Annotated in this window: 32 protein-coding genes; 27 read left to right on the plus strand and 5 right to left on the minus strand. The window is 29.1% G+C overall.

Annotated features, from left to right (window positions below; all coding sequences use genetic code 11):
• Positions 1–76: 76 nt before the first annotated feature.
• Complete coding sequence (locus ACGHJ8_RS01345) at positions 77–559, minus strand: hypothetical protein (RefSeq protein ID WP_205090419.1); 483 nt, start codon at positions 557–559, stop codon at positions 77–79.
• 596 nt (positions 560–1,155) lie between these two features.
• Here ACGHJ8_RS01345 and ACGHJ8_RS01350 point away from each other — a divergent pair.
• Both ACGHJ8_RS01350 and ACGHJ8_RS01355 read left to right on the plus strand, forming a co-directional pair.
• A complete protein-coding gene (locus tag ACGHJ8_RS01350; protein WP_087360427.1) occupies positions 1,156–1,608 on the plus strand; it encodes a helix-turn-helix domain-containing protein in 453 nt (150 codons plus the stop codon).
• A gap of 142 nt (positions 1,609–1,750) precedes the next feature.
• Complete coding sequence (locus ACGHJ8_RS01355; protein WP_390541240.1) at positions 1,751–2,227, plus strand: Hsp20/alpha crystallin family protein; 477 nt, start codon at positions 1,751–1,753, stop codon at positions 2,225–2,227.
• A gap of 198 nt (positions 2,228–2,425) precedes the next feature.
• Here ACGHJ8_RS01355 and ACGHJ8_RS01360 read toward each other — a convergent pair whose 3' ends face one another.
• Entirely contained in the window at positions 2,426–2,746 is a 321-nt protein-coding gene (locus ACGHJ8_RS01360; protein WP_087357258.1) for a putative heavy metal-binding protein, read from the minus strand.
• 113 nt (positions 2,747–2,859) lie between these two features.
• Here ACGHJ8_RS01360 and ychF point away from each other — a divergent pair, with 113 nt between their 5' ends.
• From ychF to rpsR, 8 genes are all read left to right on the plus strand, one after another.
• The gene (ychF, locus tag ACGHJ8_RS01365) at positions 2,860–3,960 is read left to right on the plus strand and encodes a redox-regulated ATPase YchF (RefSeq protein WP_390541243.1); all 1,101 of its coding nucleotides are present in this window, start codon (positions 2,860–2,862) and stop codon (positions 3,958–3,960) included.
• On the plus strand, positions 3,960–4,685 hold the full coding sequence (srtB, locus tag ACGHJ8_RS01370; protein ID WP_390541245.1) for a class B sortase: 726 nt from the start codon (positions 3,960–3,962) through the stop codon (positions 4,683–4,685). The genes ychF and srtB overlap by 1 nt, the downstream gene beginning before the upstream one ends.
• Positions 4,686–4,804: 119 nt before the next feature.
• Positions 4,805–6,805, plus strand: a complete 2,001-nt coding sequence (locus ACGHJ8_RS01375; protein ID WP_390541247.1) for an AAA family ATPase — start codon at positions 4,805–4,807, stop codon at positions 6,803–6,805.
• A gap of 87 nt (positions 6,806–6,892) precedes the next feature.
• Positions 6,893–8,011: an SLC13 family permease gene (locus ACGHJ8_RS01380; protein WP_390541249.1), complete on the plus strand. Its 1,119-nt coding sequence runs from the start codon at positions 6,893–6,895 to the stop codon at positions 8,009–8,011.
• Positions 8,012–8,024: 13 nt separating this feature from the next.
• Positions 8,025–8,453 carry a DUF3788 domain-containing protein gene (locus ACGHJ8_RS01385; RefSeq protein ID WP_390541251.1) on the plus strand — a complete coding sequence of 143 codons (429 nt, stop codon included), beginning with the start codon at positions 8,025–8,027 and terminating at the stop codon, positions 8,451–8,453.
• 144 nt (positions 8,454–8,597) lie between these two features.
• Complete coding sequence (gene rpsF / locus ACGHJ8_RS01390; protein ID WP_087357265.1) at positions 8,598–8,885, plus strand: 30S ribosomal protein S6; 288 nt, start codon at positions 8,598–8,600, stop codon at positions 8,883–8,885.
• 13 nt (positions 8,886–8,898) lie between these two features.
• Entirely contained in the window at positions 8,899–9,354 is a 456-nt protein-coding gene (gene ssb, locus ACGHJ8_RS01395) for a single-stranded DNA-binding protein (protein ID WP_087357266.1), read from the plus strand.
• 14 nt (positions 9,355–9,368) lie between these two features.
• The gene (gene rpsR / locus ACGHJ8_RS01400) at positions 9,369–9,596 is read left to right on the plus strand and encodes a 30S ribosomal protein S18 (protein WP_087357267.1); all 228 of its coding nucleotides are present in this window, start codon (positions 9,369–9,371) and stop codon (positions 9,594–9,596) included.
• 25 nt (positions 9,597–9,621) lie between these two features.
• On the opposite strand, the gene ACGHJ8_RS01405 is transcribed toward rpsR, so the two are convergent.
• The 3 genes from ACGHJ8_RS01405 to ACGHJ8_RS01415 form a co-directional block, all read right to left on the minus strand.
• On the minus strand, positions 9,622–10,212 hold the full coding sequence (locus tag ACGHJ8_RS01405) for a site-specific integrase (protein ID WP_390541254.1): 591 nt from the start codon (positions 10,210–10,212) through the stop codon (positions 9,622–9,624).
• A 1-nt stretch (position 10,213) separates the two neighbouring features.
• Complete coding sequence (locus ACGHJ8_RS01410; protein ID WP_390541256.1) at positions 10,214–10,720, minus strand: Arm DNA-binding domain-containing protein; 507 nt, start codon at positions 10,718–10,720, stop codon at positions 10,214–10,216.
• Positions 10,721–10,826: 106 nt separating this feature from the next.
• Positions 10,827–11,513 (minus strand): helix-turn-helix domain-containing protein, encoded by a 687-nt coding sequence (locus ACGHJ8_RS01415; protein ID WP_390541258.1) that lies wholly within the window; start codon positions 11,511–11,513, stop codon positions 10,827–10,829.
• A 190-nt stretch (positions 11,514–11,703) separates the two neighbouring features.
• Between ACGHJ8_RS01415 and ACGHJ8_RS01420 the strand changes: the two genes are divergently transcribed.
• The 17 genes from ACGHJ8_RS01420 (at position 11,704) to ACGHJ8_RS01500 (ending at position 25,729) form a co-directional block, all read left to right on the plus strand.
• Positions 11,704–11,907, plus strand: a complete 204-nt coding sequence (locus ACGHJ8_RS01420) for a helix-turn-helix domain-containing protein (RefSeq protein ID WP_390541261.1) — start codon at positions 11,704–11,706, stop codon at positions 11,905–11,907.
• Positions 11,908–11,912: 5 nt separating this feature from the next.
• A complete protein-coding gene (locus ACGHJ8_RS01425; protein WP_029482170.1) occupies positions 11,913–12,101 on the plus strand; it encodes a hypothetical protein in 189 nt (62 codons plus the stop codon).
• The gene (locus tag ACGHJ8_RS01430; protein ID WP_390541264.1) at positions 12,094–13,800 is read left to right on the plus strand and encodes a bifunctional DNA primase/polymerase; all 1,707 of its coding nucleotides are present in this window, start codon (positions 12,094–12,096) and stop codon (positions 13,798–13,800) included. The genes ACGHJ8_RS01425 and ACGHJ8_RS01430 overlap by 8 nt, the downstream gene beginning before the upstream one ends.
• Positions 13,801–13,956: 156 nt before the next feature.
• Entirely contained in the window at positions 13,957–14,268 is a 312-nt protein-coding gene (locus ACGHJ8_RS01435) for a plasmid mobilization protein (protein ID WP_390541266.1), read from the plus strand.
• 38 nt (positions 14,269–14,306) lie between these two features.
• Positions 14,307–15,536: a relaxase/mobilization nuclease domain-containing protein gene (locus ACGHJ8_RS01440; RefSeq protein WP_390541268.1), complete on the plus strand. Its 1,230-nt coding sequence runs from the start codon at positions 14,307–14,309 to the stop codon at positions 15,534–15,536.
• 12 nt (positions 15,537–15,548) lie between these two features.
• Positions 15,549–15,914, plus strand: coding sequence for a TnpV protein (locus ACGHJ8_RS01445; protein ID WP_390541270.1), 366 nt, complete (start codon positions 15,549–15,551; stop codon positions 15,912–15,914).
• Between the two features lie 646 nt (positions 15,915–16,560).
• Positions 16,561–16,938: a hypothetical protein gene (locus ACGHJ8_RS01450; RefSeq protein ID WP_390541272.1), complete on the plus strand. Its 378-nt coding sequence runs from the start codon at positions 16,561–16,563 to the stop codon at positions 16,936–16,938.
• 429 nt (positions 16,939–17,367) lie between these two features.
• Positions 17,368–18,585 (plus strand): DNA (cytosine-5-)-methyltransferase, encoded by a 1,218-nt coding sequence (gene dcm / locus ACGHJ8_RS01455; RefSeq protein ID WP_390541274.1) that lies wholly within the window; start codon positions 17,368–17,370, stop codon positions 18,583–18,585.
• 48 nt (positions 18,586–18,633) lie between these two features.
• Positions 18,634–20,154: a Sau3AI family type II restriction endonuclease gene (locus ACGHJ8_RS01460; protein ID WP_390541276.1), complete on the plus strand. Its 1,521-nt coding sequence runs from the start codon at positions 18,634–18,636 to the stop codon at positions 20,152–20,154.
• 10 nt (positions 20,155–20,164) lie between these two features.
• Entirely contained in the window at positions 20,165–20,608 is a 444-nt protein-coding gene (locus ACGHJ8_RS01465) for a very short patch repair endonuclease (RefSeq protein ID WP_390541279.1), read from the plus strand.
• Between the two features lie 90 nt (positions 20,609–20,698).
• Positions 20,699–21,127 carry a hypothetical protein gene (locus ACGHJ8_RS01470; protein WP_390541281.1) on the plus strand — a complete coding sequence of 143 codons (429 nt, stop codon included), beginning with the start codon at positions 20,699–20,701 and terminating at the stop codon, positions 21,125–21,127.
• A gap of 53 nt (positions 21,128–21,180) precedes the next feature.
• Positions 21,181–21,426: a hypothetical protein gene (locus ACGHJ8_RS01475; protein WP_390541283.1), complete on the plus strand. Its 246-nt coding sequence runs from the start codon at positions 21,181–21,183 to the stop codon at positions 21,424–21,426.
• Entirely contained in the window at positions 21,396–21,740 is a 345-nt protein-coding gene (locus ACGHJ8_RS01480) for an HNH endonuclease (protein WP_390541285.1), read from the plus strand. The genes ACGHJ8_RS01475 and ACGHJ8_RS01480 overlap by 31 nt, the downstream gene beginning before the upstream one ends.
• Positions 21,741–21,967: 227 nt before the next feature.
• On the plus strand, positions 21,968–22,192 hold the full coding sequence (locus tag ACGHJ8_RS01485; RefSeq protein ID WP_390541287.1) for a hypothetical protein: 225 nt from the start codon (positions 21,968–21,970) through the stop codon (positions 22,190–22,192).
• A 12-nt stretch (positions 22,193–22,204) separates the two neighbouring features.
• Positions 22,205–24,139, plus strand: a complete 1,935-nt coding sequence (locus tag ACGHJ8_RS01490) for a hypothetical protein (protein WP_390541289.1) — start codon at positions 22,205–22,207, stop codon at positions 24,137–24,139.
• On the plus strand, positions 24,123–24,980 hold the full coding sequence (locus tag ACGHJ8_RS01495; RefSeq protein ID WP_390541291.1) for a hypothetical protein: 858 nt from the start codon (positions 24,123–24,125) through the stop codon (positions 24,978–24,980). The genes ACGHJ8_RS01490 and ACGHJ8_RS01495 overlap by 17 nt, the downstream gene beginning before the upstream one ends.
• A gap of 5 nt (positions 24,981–24,985) precedes the next feature.
• Entirely contained in the window at positions 24,986–25,729 is a 744-nt protein-coding gene (locus ACGHJ8_RS01500) for a DUF6339 family protein (protein ID WP_390541293.1), read from the plus strand.
• Positions 25,730–25,758: the final 29 nt, after the last annotated feature.

The following is a 25,758-nucleotide window of genomic DNA, read 5'->3' on the forward strand; positions in this document are numbered from 1 at the left end:
TTATCAATCATTTTTGAAAATGTCAGAAACATTTTAAATCCATTTTGTTGCTTACTTATAAACTAAAAAATTTTATCTAATCATATTTTGAAGTCCTCAAAACGTTAGTAATAATTGTTATGAGAAGATTAAAGAAGTATTTAGAATCCAAATGTAATCTTTTTATTCGTGGTGGCAATGGCATATATAATTTTATTTTTTTGAAATCTTCTTCAATTAAAATATCTTCTTGAAATAAGGTACTTACTCTTTTTAATGATTTAATCTTCTTTCTCACAGAACCCTTAATACTATTTTCATATTTTCCTTTTTTATGAAAATTAAAGTCCAATAAGTGTTCCATCATAGCATTTATCAAAAATGAAGCGGCGGATAAATTTACATTTATTCCACTAAGATGGAGAAAATTATCTTTTTTGCTGCAAGAATATAGTAATTTTTTCTTGAAATCTTTAGAACGAATGAGATATTGATGGGTGACAAAAACTTCCTTATATTTCTTTGATTCAGTTATTGTGATTTCTTTTACTCTTATTTTAAAAGAAGTTTGTTCAACCATATGTTCATCTTCGTTTCTATGAAATCATAAAGGGGATTAATCGCCCTTTGATTTTTAATGGATATGGTTTTTTGAGGTTTCCATACCGATCATTTTTTCATATATATATTAACATGCCGGTAGAAAAGGTTAATGTATATCCATTAATAATAGTTTATTCTTTTTGTATTGGTTTATGTATTTTTTAATTAGTAAGATACTCTTATTTTAAATAGAGGGATAATAAGAAAAATTAATATTGAAGGATTAGTTGATTGTGGATAATCATTTGTTAAACTATGCAGCTTGGATTCATTTTATGTAACGATCAAGGCAATATTGATATGCAGTATGCATTAGGGGCTTAAGCCATAATATTTTTGAAAACTCAAAATTATTAATCATAAAAAGAATATAAGCATTTTTTAAATAATCATTCTAATAAATCTTGTTATATTTCAGTGAAATCATAGCTATAGAGATATAAAAAATGATAAAGAATGAATAAAATTTGTTAAATTGTTAAATTCTCGTGCGATATTGATTATCAAAGTTGGTGGTGTTTTTCTTGGAACTTTTTTATAATGGAATTATCAAAAGACAAGGAGGATTGTACAATGAATTTAGGAAATAGTTTATTTCATGCAAGGAAGAAAAGAGGATTATCACAAGAAGAAGTTGCCCAAAAGATTGGGGTAAGTAGGCAAACTATATCAAAATGGGAAACAAATGAAACCATTCCAGATATTTATCAATCTAAAAAGATGGCAAAACTCTATAATGTTTCGCTTGATGAATTAATTGAATTTGATGTTGATTTACAAGAAATAGAAGAAATGATTGAAAAGAGTGATGATAAAATCAATGAAAAAGTGAATTGGACAAATGCGTGGGGTAAGAAATATCCCATACTTCTTCAATATCAAAGTGAAGTTAATACAGCAAATTATGCATTTCGAATTACAAAAATGTTTGATGAAATAAAAGATGAATATGGCTACACAAAACAAGATGCCATGCTCGTTCTTAAAGATATTTTATACAATGCTTATAAAAGCTGGAACAAATGATGTCAATTATGTGAAAAAATGTTTTTAGCACTCTAGACTTGACTCTGCTAAAATAGAGGACTATAATATAAATAGAAATAAGGAAAGAGAATGAAAAAGGCAATCCTTACTTCTCATATCAAACATTGTTCATTCTCTAACAATGCTTAGAATTGTTTTTCAAGAGGTGATATTTATGTTAATGCCTAGTATTTTTGGAGAAAGTTTATTTGATGATTGGTTTGATGATTTAGATAAGGAATTCTTTGGAAAGAAGAATCCATTGTATGGAAAACATTCAAGAAATATGATGAAAACAGATGTACGTGAAACAGAAGGAACATATGAATTGGATGTGGATCTTCCAGGCTTTAAGAAAGAGGATGTGGAATTGACATTTGAACAAGGATATTTGACAATCTCAGCTAAGAAGAACTTGAATAAAGATGAAAAGAATAAAGATGGACAATATATCCGACAGGAAAGATATGCAGGAAGCATGAGTCGAAGCTTCTATGTAGGAGAAAGTGTTCCACAGAGTGATATTAAAGCAAAATTTGAAGATGGTGTTTTAAGAATTTCAATTCCAAAACAGGATATGAAAGTCATTGAAAACAACAACACAATCATGATTGACTAAGCAGGGAAAAATCCCTGCTTTACTTATTCTTAATCAAAATTTTAGGTAATAAGATAGTAGATAAGAAAAAAAGTTTATATATTATAAGCAGTTATCAGGTTTTCTCTCCACATTTAACATTCTTTATACTGATAACCAAGTGGGCAACCACTTTTTATAAATAAAAAGATTCCTTCAAAACGAAAGGAATCTTTTTGGTTATCTGACAATCACAGCAGTTCCAGAAACAGTCACCATCAACATGCCATTATCAGCACCTAAAACTTCATAATCAACATCAATACCCACCACAGCATTTGCCCCTTTTTCACGAGCACGTTCTTCTAATTCCTGTAATGCTTTTTCTCTGGCTTCCAAAAGTTCATTTTCATATGTTGCTGATCTGCCACCAAAGATATTAGATAAACCAGCTGTGAAATCTTTGATAAAATTAATACCAGAAATCACTTCACCAAAAACAATTCCTTTGTATTCCATAATTTCTTTTCCTTCAATAGAAGGAGTTGTTGTTAAAATCATATTCTCGCCTCCTAACTTTAATATATCATATTTGTTTGGAAAAGATATGAATAAGAATTGCCTTTTTAATAATTTTTCGCTAAAATGGAATGGAGTTAAGGAGTGATGAAAAGATGGCATTAACAGCCGGAATTGTTGGACTTCCTAATGTAGGTAAGTCAACATTATTTAATGCAATTACAAATGCACAGGTTGAAGCAGCAAACTATCCATTTGCGACAATTGATCCTAATGTAGGTGTTGTGGAAGTTCCTGATTATCGTTTAGATGAATTAACAAAGATTTTTAATCCTAAAAAGACAATTCCTACAACATTTGAATTTACTGATATTGCAGGTTTGGTCAAAGGAGCAAGTCGTGGAGAAGGTTTAGGAAATAAGTTTTTAGCAAACATTCGTGAAACAGATGCAATTTGTGAAGTTGTTCGTTGTTTTAGAGATAAAGATATTACTCATGTAGATGGGGATGTAGATCCTGTTAGAGATGTGGAAACAATCAATTTAGAATTGATTTTTGCTGATTTGGAAACAGTGGAAAAGCGTATTGGTAAAATTGAAAAGAAAGCTAAATCTGGTGATAAAGAAGCAAAGGCTGAAATGGAAGTTTTAGAACCTTTAAAAGAAACTTTAGAAGCTGGAAAACCAGCGAGAGTATTATCTTTTTCTAAAGAGGAAATGGATATTGTTAAACAATACACATTATTGACAATGAAGCCTTTAATTTATGTAGCTAATCTTGGAGAAGAAGATTTAGAAAATCCAGAAAGTAATCCTTATTATGTTCAATTAAAAGAATATGCTGAAAAAGAAAACTGTGATGTTGTTCCTATCTGTGCCAAGATTGAAAGTGAACTTGTTGGTTTAGATAAAGAAGAAAAACAGATGTTTTTAGATGATTTAGGTATTGATGAAAGTGGTTTAGATAAGTTAATTAAAGAAGCCTATGCTTTGCTAGGTTTAAATACTTTCTTTACAGTTGGAGCAGATGAAGTGAGAGCCTGGACATTTAAAAAAGGTATGTTGGCACCAGGAATGGCAGGAATTATTCATACTGATTTCCAAAGAGGATTTATTAAAGCAGAAACATATAGCTATGATGATTTAATGGAATATGGTAGTGAACATGCTTTAAGAGAAGCTGGAAAAATTCGTCAGGAAGGGAAACAATATGTAGGACATGATGGTGATATTATGTTCTTTAAGTTTAATGTTTAATGAAAAAGATTATTAGAAGAATATTACTTGTTGTTTGTATATGTGTTTTTCTTTTTTCAGCTTTTCAATTGGGAAAGATATTCTATAATTATTATACTATTGAAAAAGAGAGTACAGAACTTATTACAAAATATGTAGAAGAACCCAAAGAAGATGAAAATGATCCATTAAAACGTGTTATTAATTTTGAAGAACTTCAAAATATCAATTCAGATGTGATAGGATGGTTATATATTCCAGATACAAAGATTGATGAGCCTATTCTTAAGGGGGAAAATAATGATACATATTTGCGTACTGACTTATATATGAAAGCAAATACGGCAGGAAATCTTTTTATTGATGAAATCAATTCAAGAGATTTTAGTGATGATAATACAATTATCTATGGACATAATATGAAAAATGGTTCTCGTTTTCATGATTTAAGATACTTCGTAGAAAAAGATTATTTTAATGAACACCAAAATATTTATATTTACTTACCAGATGGAAGTATTAATATTTATCAAGGTGTAGCTTCTGCGGTCATTGATTCAAGAAGTGATTTATATCAAAAAGGTATTGATTATCAAAAATATATGAATCAAGTCAAGAGTGAAGCTTCTGTTTATCAAAATGTCAGTGAAAAACAAGTCAATATGATTATGTTAAGTACATGTTATACTGGAACTGAAAATAGATATGTTGTTTATGGACAGTTAAAAGAAAACTATAAGAGGTAATGTTAAAGCATTATCTCTTTTTTTGGTAAATAATGCAAAATAATAAAATGATTAAATATAAAGAAAACGTTAATAATTTCAAATAGAGTTCATATGATAGAAAGGAAAAGAGGTGTCATATGCTTACACAATTTCATGAACAGGCACAAAAAGCCATTGTTATTGCTGAAAGTATAGCGTTTGATTTGGGGCATAGTCATGTAGGAAGTGAGCATCTTTTATTATCATTATTAAAAATGAAAGAAATCCCTTTAACAAAAATGTTAAAAACCTATCATGTTGATGATGATGTCATTTATAAAGATATAGTCAGGTTGTTTGGCAAAAAAGATATTCAACCTTTTTATATGGAATATAGTGAAGTTGTAAAAAAGATATTAGAAGAAGCTATTCGTCTCACACATGAAAGAAAAGAAAGTAAAGTGACAATCAATACTTTATGTTTGGCTTTACTACTGCAAAGAGAAAGTGTTGCTGTAGAATTATTAAACAAATATCATGTTTCATTTAATCAGTTAAAAGAAAAATTAAGTGAAAAACAATCCCTTCTTTATGAATTAGATAAAATACATGAATTAATTAATTTTAATGAACGTGTAAAAAACGAAAATCGTTTGATGATAGGAAGGGAACAGGAGTTAGAACAACTTTTTTTAACACTTTGTAAGAAAGAAAAAAATAATGTTTTATTGATAGGTAAAGCAGGTGTAGGAAAGACTGCATTAGTAGAAAAACTAGCATATAAGATTAATCAAAAAGAAGTTCCTGCCTTATTACAAAACAAAGTGATTTATGAATTAAGTTTATCAAGTATTGTTGCTGGAACAAAGTATCGTGGAGAATTTGAAGAAAAATTCAAAAAATTAATTGATAAGGTCATTCAAGCTAAAGATGCAATTTTATTTATAGATGAAATTCATAATTTAATAGGGGCTGGAGGAGCTGAAGGAGCTATTGATGCATCTAATATTTTAAAACCTTTTTTAGCAAGAAAGGATTTAACTTTGATTGGAGCGACAACCATTGAAGAATATTATCAATACTTTGAAAAAGATCAAGCGATGAACAGACGTTTTTCAATATTGAAAATCAATGAAAATACAAAAGAAGAAACCAAAGATATTCTTTTAGGACTTAAAAAGCAATATGAAAATTATCATCATATTCATATCCCTAATGAACGACTTGATGAAATTATAGACCTTTGCGATCAATATTTACTTTCACGTGTTTTTCCAGATAAAGCCTTAGATGTTTTGGATTTATCTTGTGTCAAAGCTATATTTCAAAACGAACAGGTTTTACAGACATGTCATATTGAAAAAGTGATAGAAGAAATTTCAGGAAGTTGTTTACAAGAAAGTTCTTATCTTGATATTGAACAGACACTTCATCAACATATTATTGGACAACAGGAAGCAATTCATCAATTGGTAGAATCTTTAGAATCGCTTGCTCAATATCCTCATTCACATCGTCCTAAAGGTGTTTATTTATTAACAGGAAGCAGTGGTGTTGGAAAAACCGAAACAGCAAAGATTCTAGCGAAAACTTTGCATAAACACTTTATCAAATTAGATATGTCAGAATATAGTGATGCAACTAGTGTCAACAAACTTATTGGGTCTTCTCCAGGTTATATTGGTTTTGATCAGCAATCTTTTTTATTTCATGATATGATTTTATATCCCGATAGTATCGTTTTATTAGATGAAATTGAAAAAGCCCATCCACAAGTTATGCATTTATTTTTACAAGTCTTTGATGAAGGTATTTTAAAGGATCATCAACATCATATTCTTTCTTTTAAAGATACTATTATTATGATGACATCTAATATTACAAGACAAAATCAACCTGTGGTAGGTTTTAAAAAGAAACTTCAATCACACCAATATTTAGAATCGTTCTTTTCTAAAGAATTTTTAAATCGTATAGATGAAATTATTGAATATCAACCATTACAAAAACAACATCTTCAACAAATTCTTTTAAATCAAACTCCAATCCCTTTAACAGATTGTATGATTAAAGATATTTTAACAAATTATGATTGTCAACAAGGAGCAAGAACGCTTTTAAAAGAAATGAAGAAGTATCTTGTTTCTAGAAATAGATAGTGCCATTGTGAAGTGGCACTTTTTGCATGAAAAGAAATTGATAATTAGGTTATTTATGCTAAAATAGGATTTCGTGAGGTGAAAGAAATGAGGAGAATATGGGGAATCATAAAGAAAGATACGGTTTTAATGATAGCTTGGATTTTAGCTATCTTATCTTGCTTTTTTGTGAAACCTTCTTTTGAGTATTTAGGATATATTGATTATACAACTTTAGCTTTATTATTTTGTTTAATGGTTATAGTGAATGGTTTGCAAAATATCCAATTATTTCAACAGATTGCTATCTTTTTTATGAAGAAAATCAAAACAACCAGACAATTAGACTTATTGCTTGTAGGATTATGTTTTTTATTGAGTATGTTAATAACAAATGATGTTGCATTAATTACTTTTGTTCCTCTAACAATTGTTGTTTTAAAAATATTAAGGATGGAAGAAAGAGTCGTTCATATCGTTGTTTTACAAACTTTAGCTGCTAATTTAGGGAGTATGTGTACACCAATAGGAAATCCACAAAATCTTTTCTTGTATACTTATTTTGATATGTCCTTGAGTCATTTTATGATAACGATTTTACCATTTGTCATGTTATCTTTGATACTTTTATTGATACATATATTTATGCATAGAAATCAATCCATTGAAACACCAAAGATTTATCAAAAAGAAGATACGAATATCACTTATCTATGGATTTATATGATTTTATTTGTATTATGTATTTTAAGTGTTTTGCATCTTTTAAGTATTTTTTATTTATTACCTGTTATAATGATTGTATGTGGTTTTATGGACTATAAAATCATCGTAAAAGTAGATTATTTATTATTGTTGACATTTGTTGGTTTCTTTATTTTTATAGGAAATTTAAAGAATATAGATATGATTGCACAATTTTTAAATCAGATTGTCAATGGTTATGAAATGATTATCAGTGTTATTTGTTCACAAGTATTTTCTAATGTTCCAACAGCAATATTATTATCTGGATTTACAAAGAATGTTTATGATTTATTGATAGGTGTCAATATTGGAGGGTTAGGAACATTCATTGCTTCAATGGCTTCGCTGATATCTTATAAGTATATAACACGTATTTATCCGCAATATAAAAAACGTTATTTTATGTCTTTTACAAAATATAATATCATTGATTTAATTGTATTAGTGATTTCAGCAGAAATATTTTTGTTGATTGTATAAGGAGTGAAGGAGTATGTTTGATAGAGATTCACAGGAATGTGTACCAACTTTATCTATGATTAGTCAATATATCCATAATACATTGTGGGATGAATTATACTTATATATGGAAAATGAATTTCATGCAAAGCCACAGTATGAGTTCAGCCATTGTAGCTGGGAACATGGCTGGAATGTGAAATTTAAAAAAGGGAGTCATTCGATATGTACGGTTTATCCACGACAGGGATTTTTGACTGTCATGGTTGTGATTGGACTAAAAGAAAAAGAACTGTTTGAAAAATTGTTACCGACAATGGATATACGTATTCAAGACATTTATATGCATACAAAGGAAGGGAATTATCAAAAATGGTTAATGATTGATGTAGAAGATAAAAATCAAGTCTATGAAGATTTAAAAACAATATTGCATATAAGAGCTGATGGAAAAATAAAGTGATTGTAGAAGTAAAATTATTTTGATTATACCGTTACTTATTGACAAAAAGGTGGATTTATGGTATAAACTTTTTTGCATGTAATATATTTACTGCCTGTCTATATGAAGAATATAGACCATTAGACCATAGGAGGAGGTAAAAAGATGAATAAATACGAAATCATGTTTATTGTAAAACCTGACGTTGAAGAAGAAACAAGAAATGCATTAATCGAAAACTTCAAAAACATTTTAACAAATGGTGAAGGAACTGTAGATAATGTCAACGAATGGGGATTACGTGATTTTGCTTATGAAATTCAGGATTACAAAAAAGGATACTATGTTGTTATTGATACAACAACAACTCCTGCAAACATTTCTGAATTTGAACGTATTTCACGTATCAACGCAAACGTTATCCGTCATATGACTCTTAGAAAATCTAAATAAGAGGTGAGTTCTGATGATTAATCGTGTTGTATTAGTTGGAAGAATGACAAGAGATCCTGAGCTAAGAACAACAAATACTGGTGCTTCTGTAACAAGTTTCACTTTAGCACTTAATCGTAACTATAATTCGGCAGATGGACAACAAGCAGATTATATTAACTGTGTTGTCTGGAATAAAGTTGCTGAAAATGTAGCAAAATATTGTTCTAAAGGATCATTAGTAGGTGTTGAAGGAAGACTTCGTTCACGTAGCTATGATAATGCTCAAGGTCAAAAAGTATATGTTGTTGAAGTTGTTTGTGATAGTGTACAGTTTTTGGAAACAAGAGCTGCCAGAGAAAGAGCACAGCAACAACAACCACAAGTATCACAAGATAACTTCTATGATATGAAGACAGTAGAATTAGAGAAAGATTTTGATAATTCTTTTGATTCATTTGATATCATGGAAGATGATATTCAATTTTAAGGAGGAAATGGTTTATGGCATTCAAAAGACAAAGACCTAGAAAAAAAGTTTGCTATTTTACAAAAAACAAGATTGATTACATTGATTACAAAGATGTTGAATTATTAAAAAGATTTATATCTGCTAATGGGAAAATCATTCCTAGACGTGTAACTGGTACAAGTGCTAAATACCAAAGACAATTAGCAGTAGCAATCAAAAGAGCTAGACAAATGGCTTTATTACCATACGTTGGTGAATAATAACGATTAAAAAACCTTGATAAAATCAAGGTTTTTTTGTTTCTTGAGGAGTTTCTGGTACTAATTTGGTACTATTGTTTAATTCATCAAGCTTATTAACGAGATGAATTTGTTTATCTGGGTATAAATGACTGTAAGTTTTTAATGTTGTTTCAACGGTATCACCTATACGTTCTGCTATCATTAGTGCACTATAACCTAATTCAATAAGCATGGAAACATGACTATGTCTAAAGGAATGGATGGTAAACTCAGGATTAAGATTTGCTTTTCTTTGTGCGTATTTCAATCGCCCTCTAGCTTTTGTGTAATGATTCATAAAAATATAATCATTATCCTTTGGCTTATAGAGATTATCAATATATTGCTTAATAATATCTACAAGGAATTGTGGAATACTAACATCCCTATAGCTATTGTGCGTTTTAGGAGATGTAATGACATTCTTTTTATTAATACGTTGATATGATTTTGTAATGTGAATAACTCCTTTATCTAAATCTATATCTTTTTTTTGTAATGCAAACAATTCACCTTTTCTCATACCTGTGTAAAAAAGAGTAGAGAATATAGTGTAATCATTATAGTCCTGTACGTTCTCTAATAAAGTTTTCATCTCATCTATAGTATAAATTTGCATTTTTTTTGCTTTTATGGCTACCAATGCTTCCAGCTTTAGTACAAGGATTCGTTTTTAAGTCATAATATTTTGTAGCGTGATTAAAAATGGCATTTAGTATTCCATTTATCTTTTTTAAATAGGCTTCAGAATAGTTTTGGCTTATAAGCTCATTTTGCCATCGTCTTATTATTATGGCAGTAACCTCGTTCATTTGATATTGTTTAAAAAAAGGAAGAATCCTTTTCTCGATAATATTGTTTTTAACATGTAATGTCTTTGGTTTCAGTCGAGGCGACATATCATCTTGGTAAAGTTTTACAAAGTTCTCAAATGACATATTAAGATCTGTACTTTGTTGTTCTAGAAAATGTCGTTCAAACTCTTTAGCTTCACGTTGTAATTTGAATCCTCTTTTTTTCTTTTGTTTTTTCTCACCTTTATAATCAGTATAATAAAACTTACAAAACCAAGTTTTGGTTTTCTTATCATAATATGTTGGCATTGTATTTCGCTCCTTTTCATGTTAAAATTGGAGCATGAAAAATGATTGCTGTGGTAGGTAATTCTTTTTCATGCTGTGCACTCTAGTTGGCGCTGGAGTGCTTTTTTTATTTACTGTAATATTTTTTTAATGCGACACGATACATCGTATCAATTGATTGATCATCTTCTAAATCAAGGTCTAATTCTTTGTTTGTAAAGAGAACTTTGTAAATAATATCTTTCTTATAATTTGGATTATTTGCTTTATATTGATTAATTGTTTCTTCATTCATAAATTGAGATTCATATACAACTTTTTGATATTGGTATTGAGCATCTTGTAAACTTCTATCGATGAGAAGATAAGCATCATTACGCAATTGTTCAAATTGAGACTGATCAACTGAAACAAATGAAAGTTTACGAAAATTCTTTAGTAATGTATAGAATTCATCAAAATTTGTGTATATATCAATCTCATAATCTCCTATTTTTTCATGTTCTTTATCAAAATTTTCTTTCATGTCAAAGAATTTACCGGAATCGTACAATAGAATATCGTTTAGTTCGTTGTGTTGTACAGGATGGTAGCTATGATCAAAAAGAAAATCATTATTCTCTAAGTCAAAAAATACGCTCGGACAAATAGAGAGTTCATCAGATATTTGTTTGATAACATCTATTTTAGGTTCACGACCATTTTCATAGTTTTGATAAGTTGTATAAGGGATATTGAGCCGTCTGGCTAACTCGGCTTTAGATAGACCTTTCTTCTTACGTTCTCTTGCTAATATATCTGAAAAAGTAGCCATATATATGTATTTAACCTCCTTTCTTGAGTTAATTATATCAAATTTGTACAACTTGTAAATAAATATAACTCATTTTGAATAAAAATATATGAAAATTATTTAAAATGAGTTATTTATATTGACAACAACCTAATATATGCTATTATTTAATTGAAAATAACTCAAATTGAGTATAAAAGGAGGTGAAAATATGAAGGTTGACTCAACAAGAATTAAAATCTTGCTGATAGAACGTCAATTATCGGTAAAGGAGTTTTGTAAAATCAACAACATGTCTTATAGTACGATCTCTGCAATATTAAGAGGTCAAAGGATTGGGCAACTCAAAACTATCGGACAAATTGCTGATGCGTTAGATGTAAGTATTGATAGTATATTAAAAGAAGGAGAATAGAAATTATGGAAATTGAAAAAAGTTATTATGATGTATACGATGTAATTAAATTATTAGGAGTTAGTAAAAGTAAAGCTTATGCAGTGATGAGAGAGATGAATGATTATCTAGAAGAACAAGGATATTTAGTTATTTCTGGTAAAGTCCCTGCAAGATATTTTAATGAAAAGTGGTATGGTGGAACACATGCTTAGTTTAAAAGAAAGTGCACTAGCCTATGCTAAAGAAGGGCTACGAGTCTTTCCACTGGCGCCAAACAGTAAAGGAAAGCAAGTTCTTCATTCATGGATAGAAGAAGCAACCACGAATCCAGATACTATTGAATATTGGTGGGGTGCAAATCCACAATATAATATTGGTATCGTAACGGGTGAAAAACTATTTGTTATAGATGTTGATATAAAAAATCAACATAATGGAATTGAATCTTTAAAACAATATGGAAAAGAATTACCTACCACAAAAATGGTGAAATCTCCCTCAAGGGGATTTCATCTTTACTATTATGATGATCGCCAAGAAGTTAAAACATGTACAGGATTGTATGATGGTATTGATATACGAGGAAAAGGTGGCTACATTGTAGCACCACCTAGTATGATAAATGGCAATAAATATCAGTTTATTAATAAAGAACCGGTTGCTAAAATAAATGATGCAGTACGAAACTTTTTAAATAGACATAAAGAAAATCGAGAGAGTTCATTTACAAGTCAAGATATCGTTAATGAAGGATATAGGAACGATTATCTATTTCGTATGGCGTGTTTCTTGCAACAAAAAGGATTTAGTGATGTGGCTATCAATGAATGTATTAAAAAAGAGAATGAAGAAAAATGCCAGCCACCATTAGAAATTCAAGAAATTGAACGTATTGTTCAAAGTACACTAAAATATAAAAAAGGTTCAGTTCAATTACGAAACGAAATTGAGTATGAAAGATCGTTTACTTTAACACAACTTTATGCTTCTAAAGATGATGATGAAGATGATATTGTTGAAAATATGATATCGGTAGGCCTAACTCTTTTAGGTGCACCACAAAAATCAGGAAAAACTTTTTTTGGATTGCAGCTATGTGATGCTATTGTAGAAGGTAAAAATTTCTTAGGAAGGAAAGTACAAAAAGGAACAGCGGTCTATCTTGCTTTTGAAGATAAAAAGACAAAAATCAAAAAAAGATTGCAAAGAATGCAAGTAGACCCCAATGATAAATTTGTTATTGATATTCTTAAGCCGAATCATTTGTATGATTTAGAATTAAGAATTGAACAAGAGCTTCAAAGAAATGCAGATTTAAAACTTGTAGTGGTTGATACATTCCATAAGATAAGAAAATCAAAAGATCGAGATTATGATAGTGAGTATGCCGAAGCGACAATGTATCATGAATTAGCTTGTAAATATCATATTGCGATTATCTTAATAACACATGTAAAAAAAGAGATAGATGTCAATCATCCATTTGATTCAATCTATGGAAGTAGAGGTTTAACAGCTGGGTCTGATTCAATCCTTGTTATGTATAAGAAGAACCATTTATCCAAGACACGACAGTTAGCAATACAAGGGAAAGATATACCGGATGATGAAATGACACTATTACAAAATGATAGTATGAATTTAGAAATTACTGAAAATGAGGATGATGGTGATGTTGATGAAAATGTTATGAAAGTTATTAATTTTATCATTCGAAAAAAAGAATTTATTGGTTCTCATGAAGATTTGTCATCCATTCTTTCACTTTCACTGACAGGAAGACAGCTTCAAGCTTTACTAGCAAAAAACAGTAATATCCTAGAGTCAACATTTATCTCTTACGAGAAGCAACCACGACAAAATAAAGCAAGACCTATTTGTTTAATATATCATGGAAATGAGGAAATTTAGTGACAGTGTGACAGTTATAAGGCAATACTTTTTGACCGTCACACCGTCACTCCTTAAATAAGTTAAATTTAAGATTTTATGTATTAGCAAGCAACGTATTTTGTCCCCAAAATACAACATCATAAGCTGGTACGACCAGCAAGATTGGAGGTTCATATGAAAAGAAATCATGAAATTAAGATACGATTTAATGACAATGAATTTAAAATCTTAAACAACAAATTAGAAAAAACAAGCTTAAGTAGAGAAGCATTTTCTAGAGCTTGTATATTAGGTAAGGAGATAAAAGTACCACCTGATCTAGATTATTATAAGTTAAAAAATGAGTTCAATTATATTGGTAATAATCTAAATCAGATAGCAAGAGCATTAAATAATAGACAAGACATATCACTAAAAACTATCATGGAAACCATCAAAGAATTACGACAAATGATCAAAAATCTTGATGAAAAAGTAAGGGGCTGATCAAAGCAGTAACATCAATTTGGGCTATCCGAGATCGTTTGGATAACGTTATCAAGTATGTTGAAGATGAAAAAAAGACGATGCAAACGGTCTTGGATTACATCAGCCAAGATAATAAAGTCAAACAAAAAAAGTATGTAACTTGTCTTAATTGTGATGCATTTAATCCATTAAAATCGATGCAGATGACCAAGAAATTGTTTCATGATCATAAAAGGATCGTAGCATTTCATGGTTATCAGTCATTTAAAATAGGTGAGGTTGATGCAAATATTGCACATGAAATTGGAGTAAAGCTTGCACAAAAAGTGTTTGGAAATCGTTTCGAAGTTGTCGTTACAACACACTTAGATAAAGATCATATCCATAATCATATCTTGATAAATTCAACTTCATTCGTTGATGGCAAACGATTCTGTAATACTAAAAAAGATTACTGGAACATGAGAAATACATCCGATGAACTATGCAAAGAATATGGATTATCCATCATCGAAGATCCATCTTATAATTCAAAAAAGTTGAATTATCATATCATGAAAACCTATATGAACAACATAAAAAAAGATATCGATGCTCTTGTAAAAGAAAGTAATTGCATTAGGGATTTAAAAGATAATATGAAAAAGAAAGGGTATGTGTTCGATAGAATCGAAGGAGAAGATGTCATTTATCATCCGTATTGTAATGAACCAATCTATCTAAAATCGTTAGGAGAAAGGTATCACCTTGATGAAATTGAAGAAAGATTGACCGATAAATGGATCCTTCCTCAAAACGTTGAACATACAAAAAGCTATTATCAATGCAAGGAATATTATCAACTTTATAAAAGAAAACAGTTGCCAAAACTTGCAGGAATTCATGTTGCTTATCTTATTTCGATAAATATCTTACCTACAAGAAAACAACATATCTCTAAAGAAGCAAGACAAGCACTCAAGAAAATGGATCAATATTCTAGAGAAATTGAACTTCTCGCCAAGAACAAGATAGAAGATATTGATCAATTAAATAGCTATCAACAACAAAAACAAGATGAACTCAATGACCTATTAAAGCAAAGACAAGGGTGTTATTATCAACGACAACGAGCAAGAACAATGGACGAAAAAGAAGAATGGTCAGCAAGAGCTAAGTTATTTACACCTGAGATTAAAAAGATAAGATTAGAAATCAAAGCATGTGAGAATATCAGAAATCGTAGCTTTGATAAAGATATTGAAAGAATTGCACAAAAGAAAATCAAACAAAGAGATGCAAGATAGGAGGATAAAAGCATGAAAGAAATTAAATATAACAAAGTAGGAGATTATGAATTTCCTGAATTAAAACAAGAAAGGCCTTTACCAAATTTATCTAGATTTGGAAGAGAATATCTAAGGATATTAAAAGAAAGACATCCAGGACATTACTTAGCTTTACGAACAAGAAACGAACTAAATGAAGAATTGATTCGTGTGGATAAAGAGCTAAATCAACGATATGAAAATCTTATAGAACAATACAAAGTATCAAGAAATATAACAGAAGAATTAAAAGAACAAGACCAAATGAAATGGGTTCAAGAGATGAATGATATAAAAAATTTAGTAGAAGAAAGTTTAATTAATGAAATCATAAATTTGTTAATTATTGATTTGTAATATTTTATGGGAATATATTAGTATAATAGAAAAGGAAATTATAATAAATTCATATGAAAAATAAAAAAAGAAGTATTTAAAATAGTAATAAATATAAATTGAGATTTTTGAGTGAATTTAATAAAAGATACTTGTGCTGTATTAAATGAGACGACTTATAATACGAAGCAAAAACAATGCTAATATATAATTTGATAAATTTAGAAGAGAGATTATAGATATAATATTTTACAATTAATACATTATCTGTAATTTCTTTTTATTAATTATTATGTGTATAGAATTGCTTGTTAATTCTGATCAATATCTTTTGATGGTAAGTTAATTATCATTTATGTAATTTAATAAAGTACGAGTATGCTTAATAAATTGAATATGAATGACAAAAATCATATACTATGATAAAATAAATTATTATGAAATCTATGATGAAACATTGATATAAATGTTATATTTAAAATTTTATTTGATTGAAAAGTAATAATGGAACAAAGTAAGCTTAATTATATAGTAATGATTTTCTTATATTAAAAAATATTAAAATAATAAAAGCGATTTTATTAATAATGTTAACCAATTACATATGATTTTAAGTTCTTCGATAGTTTATATAGTAACTATAATGTAGAATTAAGAGGTATTTGGAATGAAACTTATAAATAGTGAGAGTATTATTGACTGTGATGAACAGGAAGAAAAAATTCATGATGATGAGATAAATAATGTTTTAGAATTGCTACATTCAAAAGGAAATTATGATTGTGCTGTTTTAAAGAAATATCAGGATGAAGGTCATAAGCATATAGAAATGGAAATATTGCATAGCAACTTATATAACATATCTGACGTAATAGAGGATTGTGATCTTAAAAACGGTGTTGATGTTTGTGTTGATGAGGAAGGTTACTATGTATTTATAGTTTATGGTCAAATTTATGAATTAGGAGAAAAATATCATATGGTAACAACAGCATTAAAAATAATGCCATATGATGAAAATAGAGAATTTATTAGTTTTATTTAGAAAAAGCTATAGTAAAATATTGTATTTTTGTTTTATTATGAAATATTGCATAAATACTTAATAAATTTATTGATGTTAAACTTGAAAATACTTCAAGAAGCATTTTGTAAAATTGACAAAAAAATTTTGAAGTTATGGATAATTTTTCGATGTTTTTATAAATAATTCAACAATAAGAAAAAAATTCTTCAATTAAAAGAGAAGAATTGATATAATTTTTTTATAAAAGGGAAAATCAAAATTCAGTTTATAATTAATGATTTGATTAAAAGATACTTCATTGATAACATCATGGAAACTATTGTTTGATTTTCTTTTTAGAACTGAGGTTTATTTAATAGTAGAATCATGATCTATCGTTTGATAGTGTTCAAAGCAAAGCTTAGATTCTAAAAAAACAAGTGAGAAGTGTAAAACTAGGAGGACTTTATGAACAAAACAATATGTGAATTATTTGCCGGTGTAGGTGGATTCAGATTAGGCTTTGAAAGAGCTAATTCTGGATGGGAGACTACATGGTTTTCGCAATGGGAACCAGGTGCGAGGACACAATGGGCAAACCAATGTTATATACAACATTTTGGAGATTTACCAGATATGAATGGTGAATTTCATACTTGTGAAGATATCTCTATCGTAGATAAAAATGCTATTCCAGATCATACGCTTTTGGTCGGTGGATTTCCTTGTCAAGATTATTCAGTAGCTCAATCGTTATCTAGCTCAAAAGGAATAGAAGGGAAAAAAGGAGTCCTTTGGTGGCAGATTAGAGATACTATCGAAGCTAAAAGACCAGCATTTTGTATTTTTGAAAATGTTGATAGATTATTGAAATCTCCAGCAAAACAACGTGGAAGAGATTTTGGAATCATCTTAAGCTGTTTAAATGAATTAGGATATTCTGCTGAGTGGAGGGTTATCAATGCTGCTGAATATGGTGCGGCTCAACGTAGAAGAAGAGTATTCATTTTTGCGTATAGAGATGACACTGCCTATGCTAATTCTATGAAAAAAATTGACGAATTATCATTAATTAATTCATTGGGATTTATGGCACAAGCATTTCCTATTGAGCAGATAAATGAATGTTTTGGTGGTACTTTGGTATCTGATTTATTAGAAATGACTGATAAATTCTCATTTGATTTTAAATCAGCTGGTTTGATGAGAAACGGAAAAATATATACAAATAATGTTATTCCGATAATGGAAAAACCTATCGTATTAGGAGATATCTTACAATCTAATGTTGATGAAAATTTTTATATCACAACTGAAAAAATGAGCAAATGGACTTATTTGAAAGGTGCTAAAAAAATTAACAGAGTATCTAAGACAGGACATGCGTATGTCTTTTCAGAAGGTCCTATTGCTTTCCCTGATTCTTGGGATAAACCTGGTAGAACCATGCTAACTAGCGAATCTACTTTGAATAGAAGCACACACGTTGTTTCAGATCCTGGAACAGGAAGATTGAGAACATTAACGCCAATCGAAGCAGAACGTTTACAAGGATTTGATGATGATTGGACAAATAGTGGAATGCCTAATAGGATGAGATTTTTTTGCATGGGGAATGCATTGGTTGTACCAATGATCACAAGAATGGCAAAAGTTTTGGATAAAATAATCGATAAAGAACAATGATCTTATGTCTTAGGCATAAGATTTTTGTGCATATAAGGAAAGAGGGTGATGAACGTGCAGTTATTTGATTATGATGATACAGATATCAATAGTATTTATTCTTATGCTAAAAAGTTAGAGGGAATGACTTTTCATGAAGTGTTGGATGAATATGAAAGAAGTCCCATAAAAAGTTATAGAGATAAATTATATGATGTATATGATAGTTTTGAAAATATGGTGGTAAAAGAGGAATCAGTGAGCTATGATACTGGTGTTTCTTTGAATGAAAAAGCGAAAGGACAGTTAGGAAATTTTATAGAAAAATATTATTTTGGTTATGATCCAAATGGTAATCAAGAAGCGGATTTTAATAAGATTGGATTAGAATTAAAGCAAACACCTATTGATAAGACAAAAAAAGGGGAATACAGAGCAGGAGAAAGATTGTCCATAACAAACATTTCTTATAATGAGCCAGTAGAAGAAGATTTCTATAAAAGTCATGTATGGGAAAAAATCAAATGTATTCTTTTGATTCATTATTTGAGGGACAAGTCCATGGAACGATTAGATTATACTATTAAATTTGTGAATCTATTTAGTCCACCTAAAGATGATCTTAAGATAATCATCGATGACTTTAATCAAATCAATGAAAAAATCAAACAGGGAAAAGCTCATGAATTGAGCGAAGGCGATACAATGTATCTTGGAGCTTGTACAAAAGGTGCAAATGCAAAAAAAAGCATGCGCCCACAATATTATGGTGATCACACTTTAGCTAAGAAAAGAAATTACTGTTTCAAACTATCTTATATGAACTACGTTTTGAAAAATTATGTTCTTCAAAACAATGTTCCATGTGAATCCATCATAAAAGAAGATATCAAAACAAGTTTTCAAGAATATGTTTTGTCATTGATAAACAAGCATATTGGTATGACAGATAAAAAATTATGTGCAATGTATAATCGACCATATAACAATAACAAAGCACAATGGAATGATCTTACATTTCGAATGTTAGGGATCAAAGGTAATCATGCTGCAGAATTTCAAAAATCAAATATAGTGGTAAAGACCATACGAATAGAAGAAAATGGAAAGAATAGAGAAAATATGTCTTTTGCACCATTTAAATTCAAAGAACTTATTCAAGAAGAATGGGAAGAATCGACTGTATTCAATTATTTTGATACAACGCAATTCTTATTTGTAGTTTTCAAAAGAGTTGATGATGTTTACGTGTTACAAAAAGCAAAATTATGGCATATGCCTTACTATGATTTGAATGATATCGTAAAAAATGAATGGCAAAAATATAAAAATATAATCAAAAGTGGAGTGATTTTCGAAAAGGTCAAAAATGTAAATGGCGAATTAGAAGTTCAGAATAATTTACCTGGAATGAAAGAAACTGAAATCATACATATACGACCACATGCACAAAAATCCGCTTATAAATTAAATGATGGATTTATAAAAGGCAATGTTGAAAGAGATGCAGATGAATTGCCAAATGGAGAATGTATGACAAAACAAAGTTTTTGGTTGAACAAGCAATATGTATTACAACAATTAAAGTAAGGTGATGAACATGAAGCATAAAGAATTAAAAACTACACCAGAAGTTTCAAAACGTATGAAAGCATTGAGCCATAAGAAAAGCAAGGTGGAATCTGTGCTTGCAAAAGCTTTATGGCATAAAGGATATCATTATCGACTGAATTATAAAAAATTACCTGGAACCCCTGATATAGCACTAACAAAATATAAGATAGCAATATTTGTTGATGGTGAATTTTGGCATGGGAAAGATTTCGAAAAAACAAAAGAAAAATTGAAAAACAATAAGGATTATTGGATTGAAAAGATTGAGGAAAACATTCAAAGAGACATAAAAAATGATAATTTGCTGAGACAAATTGATTGGATTCCAATTCATTTTTGGAGTGATGATGTAAAAAGTTATTTGGCATACTGTATTAATGAGATAGAAGAAATAATTCAAGAAGTATGCACTACATCAAATGATTTGTAAAAATTTAAATCTAAAGAATTAAGAATGTTATATATAATATGATGATTATTATTGGTTGAATTGATTAAACGTGTAGATGGAGATGATGATATGGCGAATAATTATGTGCCTTTTGAAGAAATTTGTTATCATAAAGAAAACTTTAAATCAACAAAATTAAAATTAATTCCGGGTGTAATTTTTAAGAGTGGAAATCAAGGGAACCTCAGCGGTGAAATACTATCAAAGTTGATGGGAGTTGGAAATACAGGCGGTATGCGTTCTAAAAATAACATAAACAAAAGAACAGCATATGTTGTGTTGAATATTACTCATGAAAACAATTCTTGGAATGATTTTGTAGATTATAAGAAAAATGAAGTAATATATTATGGTGATAATGCGATAGCATCAAGTCTAAGTGATACAAAGCATAAAGGAAATCTAAAGCTAAAATATTTATTTGATAATATAAAAAATCATGAAAAACAATTTCCATTATTTTTATTTGAGAGAGATGATGATTTGTGTAAATTATGACTTTAAATATATTGGATTGGTAGTACCTAGCAGTTCTATTGATGGGCTAGAAATTGTTAGAGAAAAAAAAGGGAGAGAATATTGTTGAAAATTATAAATCAAGATTAATACTTACACAAGATGAAGTTGATTTCCGTTGGATTAATGATTTGATTGATGGTGTACAACCACTAGATAGCATTTATTGTCCGATTCAATGGAAAAAAGTAATACAAAGTGATAAAAAAGATGACTATATTAGCAAATTGATAATTAATGGACAAGAAAATTGGCTACAAGAGTCAGTAGTAAAAAAATAATTGAGGGAAAAAAACAAAAAATTTATACCACAAAATATGAAAGAAATCCAAAAATAAGAAAAAAGGCTATTGAATTGCATGGTACAAAATGTGAAATTTGTGGTTTTGATTTTGAAAAGACATATGGAGAGGTAGGAAAAGGGTTTATTGAAGTTCATCATATAAAACCACTATATGAATCTGCCGAAGAGATAGAGGTAAATCCGAAGACAGATTTGATATGTGTGTGTTCTAATTGTCATAGAATGTTGCATAGAAGACGTGATGCCGTCATGGAGATTGATGATTTAATAAAATTAATTAATAACAAATAATATCATTTGCTAAATTATATTGTATTTATCATTGTTTATAAGTAGTTTTAAAAAAATCTGTAAAAAAGATAGTCACAATCAGACGATTATCTAAATTACAGAATTTTTTATAATTTTAACAATATATGAAAAATATTGTCAATATATATTGACAAATATACATATTATTTATATATTTTAAATATAAAATACAAATATAATAGAAAGATATGAGGAATGACATGTGTATGGCAACTGAAAAAGAGAAAATTGAGCGTTTTAAAAGAGTGGCAGAGAATAGAACTAATAAAATAATTGATCAAATTCGGCTTCTTGGTAATTGTGCTAATAAATCGAATTATGAATATGATGAAGAAGACGTAAAAAAGATTTTTTCCGCTATTGAAGCTGAACTAAAAGAGACAAAATCTAAATATCAAACAAAAACTAGAAATAAGAAATTTGAATTATAGTGGGGTGAAATAATGAAACAATGGCGATTTTTATCAAATCAAAATTCTACAATAGTAGGGATTAATGATGCCGGTATAGAAACATTTACTGCTAATATGAATAGATCATTAGTTAGAGAGATTATACAAAATTCATTAGATGCAGCAATAGATGGATGTACAGAACCAGTAGAGGTGGAATTTGTACAATTTAATGTTTTTAGAGAGAATATCCCAGATGTAGAGGAACTTCAAAAAGCAATTAACAAATGCAAAAAAAGTAATCGAAATGAGCCAGATGCTTATAATTTTTTTCTAAATGCAGAAGATATATTATCTCAATCAAAAATAAGAGTATTGAGAATCAGTGATCATAAAACTAAAGGGCTCGAAGGATCTGATACATGTGAAAAGGGGACTAATTGGAGTCGATTGGTTAAGGAAAGTGGATCTTCTAATAAAGGTCATGGGTCAGGAGGTAGTTTTGGGATTGGAAAATCTGCTGCATTTGCATGTTCAGATCTAAGAACTGTTTTCTATTCATCCAAAGATGTTCATGGTTTATTGTCAAATTTTGGTGTTGCGAAACTAGTTTCATTTGAAGATAAGGCACCTGGTGATTGGACAACAGGTGTAGGATATTATTCAGAGGATAAACGATTTGTAGCTATTAATGAGCTGGCAGAATTTGATATCAATTATAATAGAGTTGATAGTGGAACTGATATTTATATATTAGGTATGCATAATACAGATAATTTTGAAGATACTTTTATAAAAGCGGTATTAGTGGATTTTTTGGTATCATTGGTAAATAAAAAACTTGTTGTGAGAATACAAGATAAAATTATTGATTCGTCAACATTACCTAAATATATGAGTAAATTGAATCCATACGAGAGTGAAGAAATCAAGGCTTTATTAGAATATTATCATATTTTAACATCACATGATCCAAAGGTAAAAGTAATTAAACTTGATTCAACAAAATACGGAAAACAATTTGGATTTAAAGATGGTGAATGTACTTTATATTTAAAAGAAGACGAAGGACTAAACAGAAAAATAATGATTACTAGAAGAGCTGGAATGAGAATTTTAGAGCAAAATCGTATAAGTGGTAGCATTGATTTTACAGGTGTATTAGTTATAGAAGGCGATAATATGAATGAAGCCTTTAAGAAGATGGAGGTGCCTTCACATGATGCTTGGGAACCTGGTCGTGTCCGCGGTCAAGAAAAAAAATTTAATAATATATTGCTAGGGCTTAGAAAGTATTTAAGAGAAACAGTAAAAGATTTATTTGGAAAAGTAACATCTAGTTCAATGGATGCATTAGGGGCAAGTGATTTTCTACCTGATAAAGCTACTGATGAAGAGGAAGAAAAACTGCAAAAGGATGAAATGAGTACAAGAATTAAAAGTTTAGAAGGAAGAACGATAGAGCCATCTAAAGAAAAATCGAAAAATGTTGATGCAATAGAGGAAGATTGGGATTATGATGTAAATGATGATAATGAGAATGGTGACAAACCAGGATATCCTGCTCCAGTTCCACCTGGTGGTTCTACTCCGCCTGCTCCTGGACTGAAGCCAGTCCCAAATCCAGATGGAGAAGAAGTATTAGAAGGTAAAAACAGTACTGAAATGAAGTTAAAAAAAGTACCGGTAAAGAAAAGATTGATATGTACTAATGCAAAATCCGGAATTTACAATTTAAATTTTATTGTTCCTTCGAAAACATCAGAGGCTAAATTAGAATTCACACTTTCAGGCGAACAAAGTGATTTTGAATTACCTCTAATTAATGCAAAAGTTTTGAGTGGAAATGTGAATATAACTTCTATTCAAGATAATAAGATTTTTTTATCTAATTTAGAAAAAGGTGAAAATTTAAAGGTAGAAGTAAAAGTTGAATTTGATGAATATTGTATGATGGAGGTGGATTATTATGCGCGTAAAAAGTAGATTGTCACCATATCCAATACTTGATAATTACGGAGACGATTATGTAAATTCTTCATTTGATGCTGAATATGATATGATTACACAATTTAGCGAAATATACGGGAAAATTAGATTTCATTTGAAAAATAAAGAGATTGAAGAGTTAATAAAAAATGACAAAGCACAATACATAGTTCATGTTGAATGTCCGTCTACATGTTATCGTATGAAATTTAGTTCAACTGAGAATGAAATAGAATTTAAATTAAGTTCTGTTGATCTTGCAAAAACAATTGAAATAAGGACATTTGTTATTCTAACCCAAGATATAAATAATTTTGAGTCAGTTGATTTTCATCCAGATTATTCTGGTCAAACATTTAATCTTTCAGCACATCAGATAATTGCAATTGGTACAGGAAAAGATTTTATTCTTAATAAAGATGATAGAGATTTAGAATCATTACCTTCAGTATTACAAATTATTAAAACAAATAATAAAAAAGGAAGTTTAACTGTAAATACTGATAATGATAATTATATTATGGTTGGGTTATCTGAAGAGGTGTATGAATTATATGCTAGACTAGGTAAGAATACATACAAAGCAACAGCTTTTAGCTTAATTTTATTTCCAGCTTTAATAATTGTCTTACAAAGAATGCATGTGAATAAAGATGATGAAGATTATAAATCACGTCATTGGTTTCAAGTTATTAATTCAATTTTAGAAAATAATAAACTAAAATTGGATGACCTTACTATAGAAAATGATACTTTACTGGCCATCTGTCAGTCTATATTTGCAGATCCTATTTTCAGAAGTTTTAAAGAATTAGATTCTTGTAGTGAAAGGATGTGATTTTAATGAGATTAATGTATTTGGATCAAGCAGCAATAGATGATATAAAGATGAATTTTTCAACTTATAAAAATCACTTTAGTGATGAAACTAATGAATGGTTTTTAGAAAAGTTTAATGAAAATGGATGGATTAAAGAATCTAAAATTCAATGCAAAGATTTTGAATTAAATTATGATGAAAATTTTAATGTATCTGATAGAAAAAATATAGAAATTCTTTATGAGGCATTAAAAGAATTGAATCCGGCAAATGCTTTAGACGAACGATTATGGGCTGGTATGCTATTTAGCCAATTTTGGAAGTATGTAAAATATAGAAGAGCGGCAGCGCTTAAATCTGGAAATGATAGAAAAATATTAAACTCATTTCTTTTCCTACGTGGAACAAAAAGAAGTTGTTTTATAAATTGTTTATCTCGCTTATGGTGGGCTGGTTATTTGTTGTATGATAACAAGAATTTATATCATTATAAGGCAATCGATTTAATTACAGAAAGTGCATTTCCTTCCAACGTAATATTATTGTCATCAAGTAATTTTATGTCCAATAAATCTCTCGCATTGGGGGTTATGGATTGTATAAGTTTTCGTAAAGAAAAAGGAGAAAAAATTGGAAGATATCATTTTGTTGAAGCTAATAGATATTTGAATTGTCTTGGTGGAGTGATTTTGCTTGATACAATGACAAGAGAAGAAGTTCAAAATGTGGTTAATTCAAGACTAAATAAAGTATATGGAGATCTCTGAATATGATAAATATATATTTTTAATAAAAG

Source organism: Massiliimicrobium timonense (genome assembly GCF_042850985.1).
Classification (GTDB): Bacteria; Bacillota_I; Bacilli_A; order Erysipelotrichales; family Coprobacillaceae; genus Allocoprobacillus.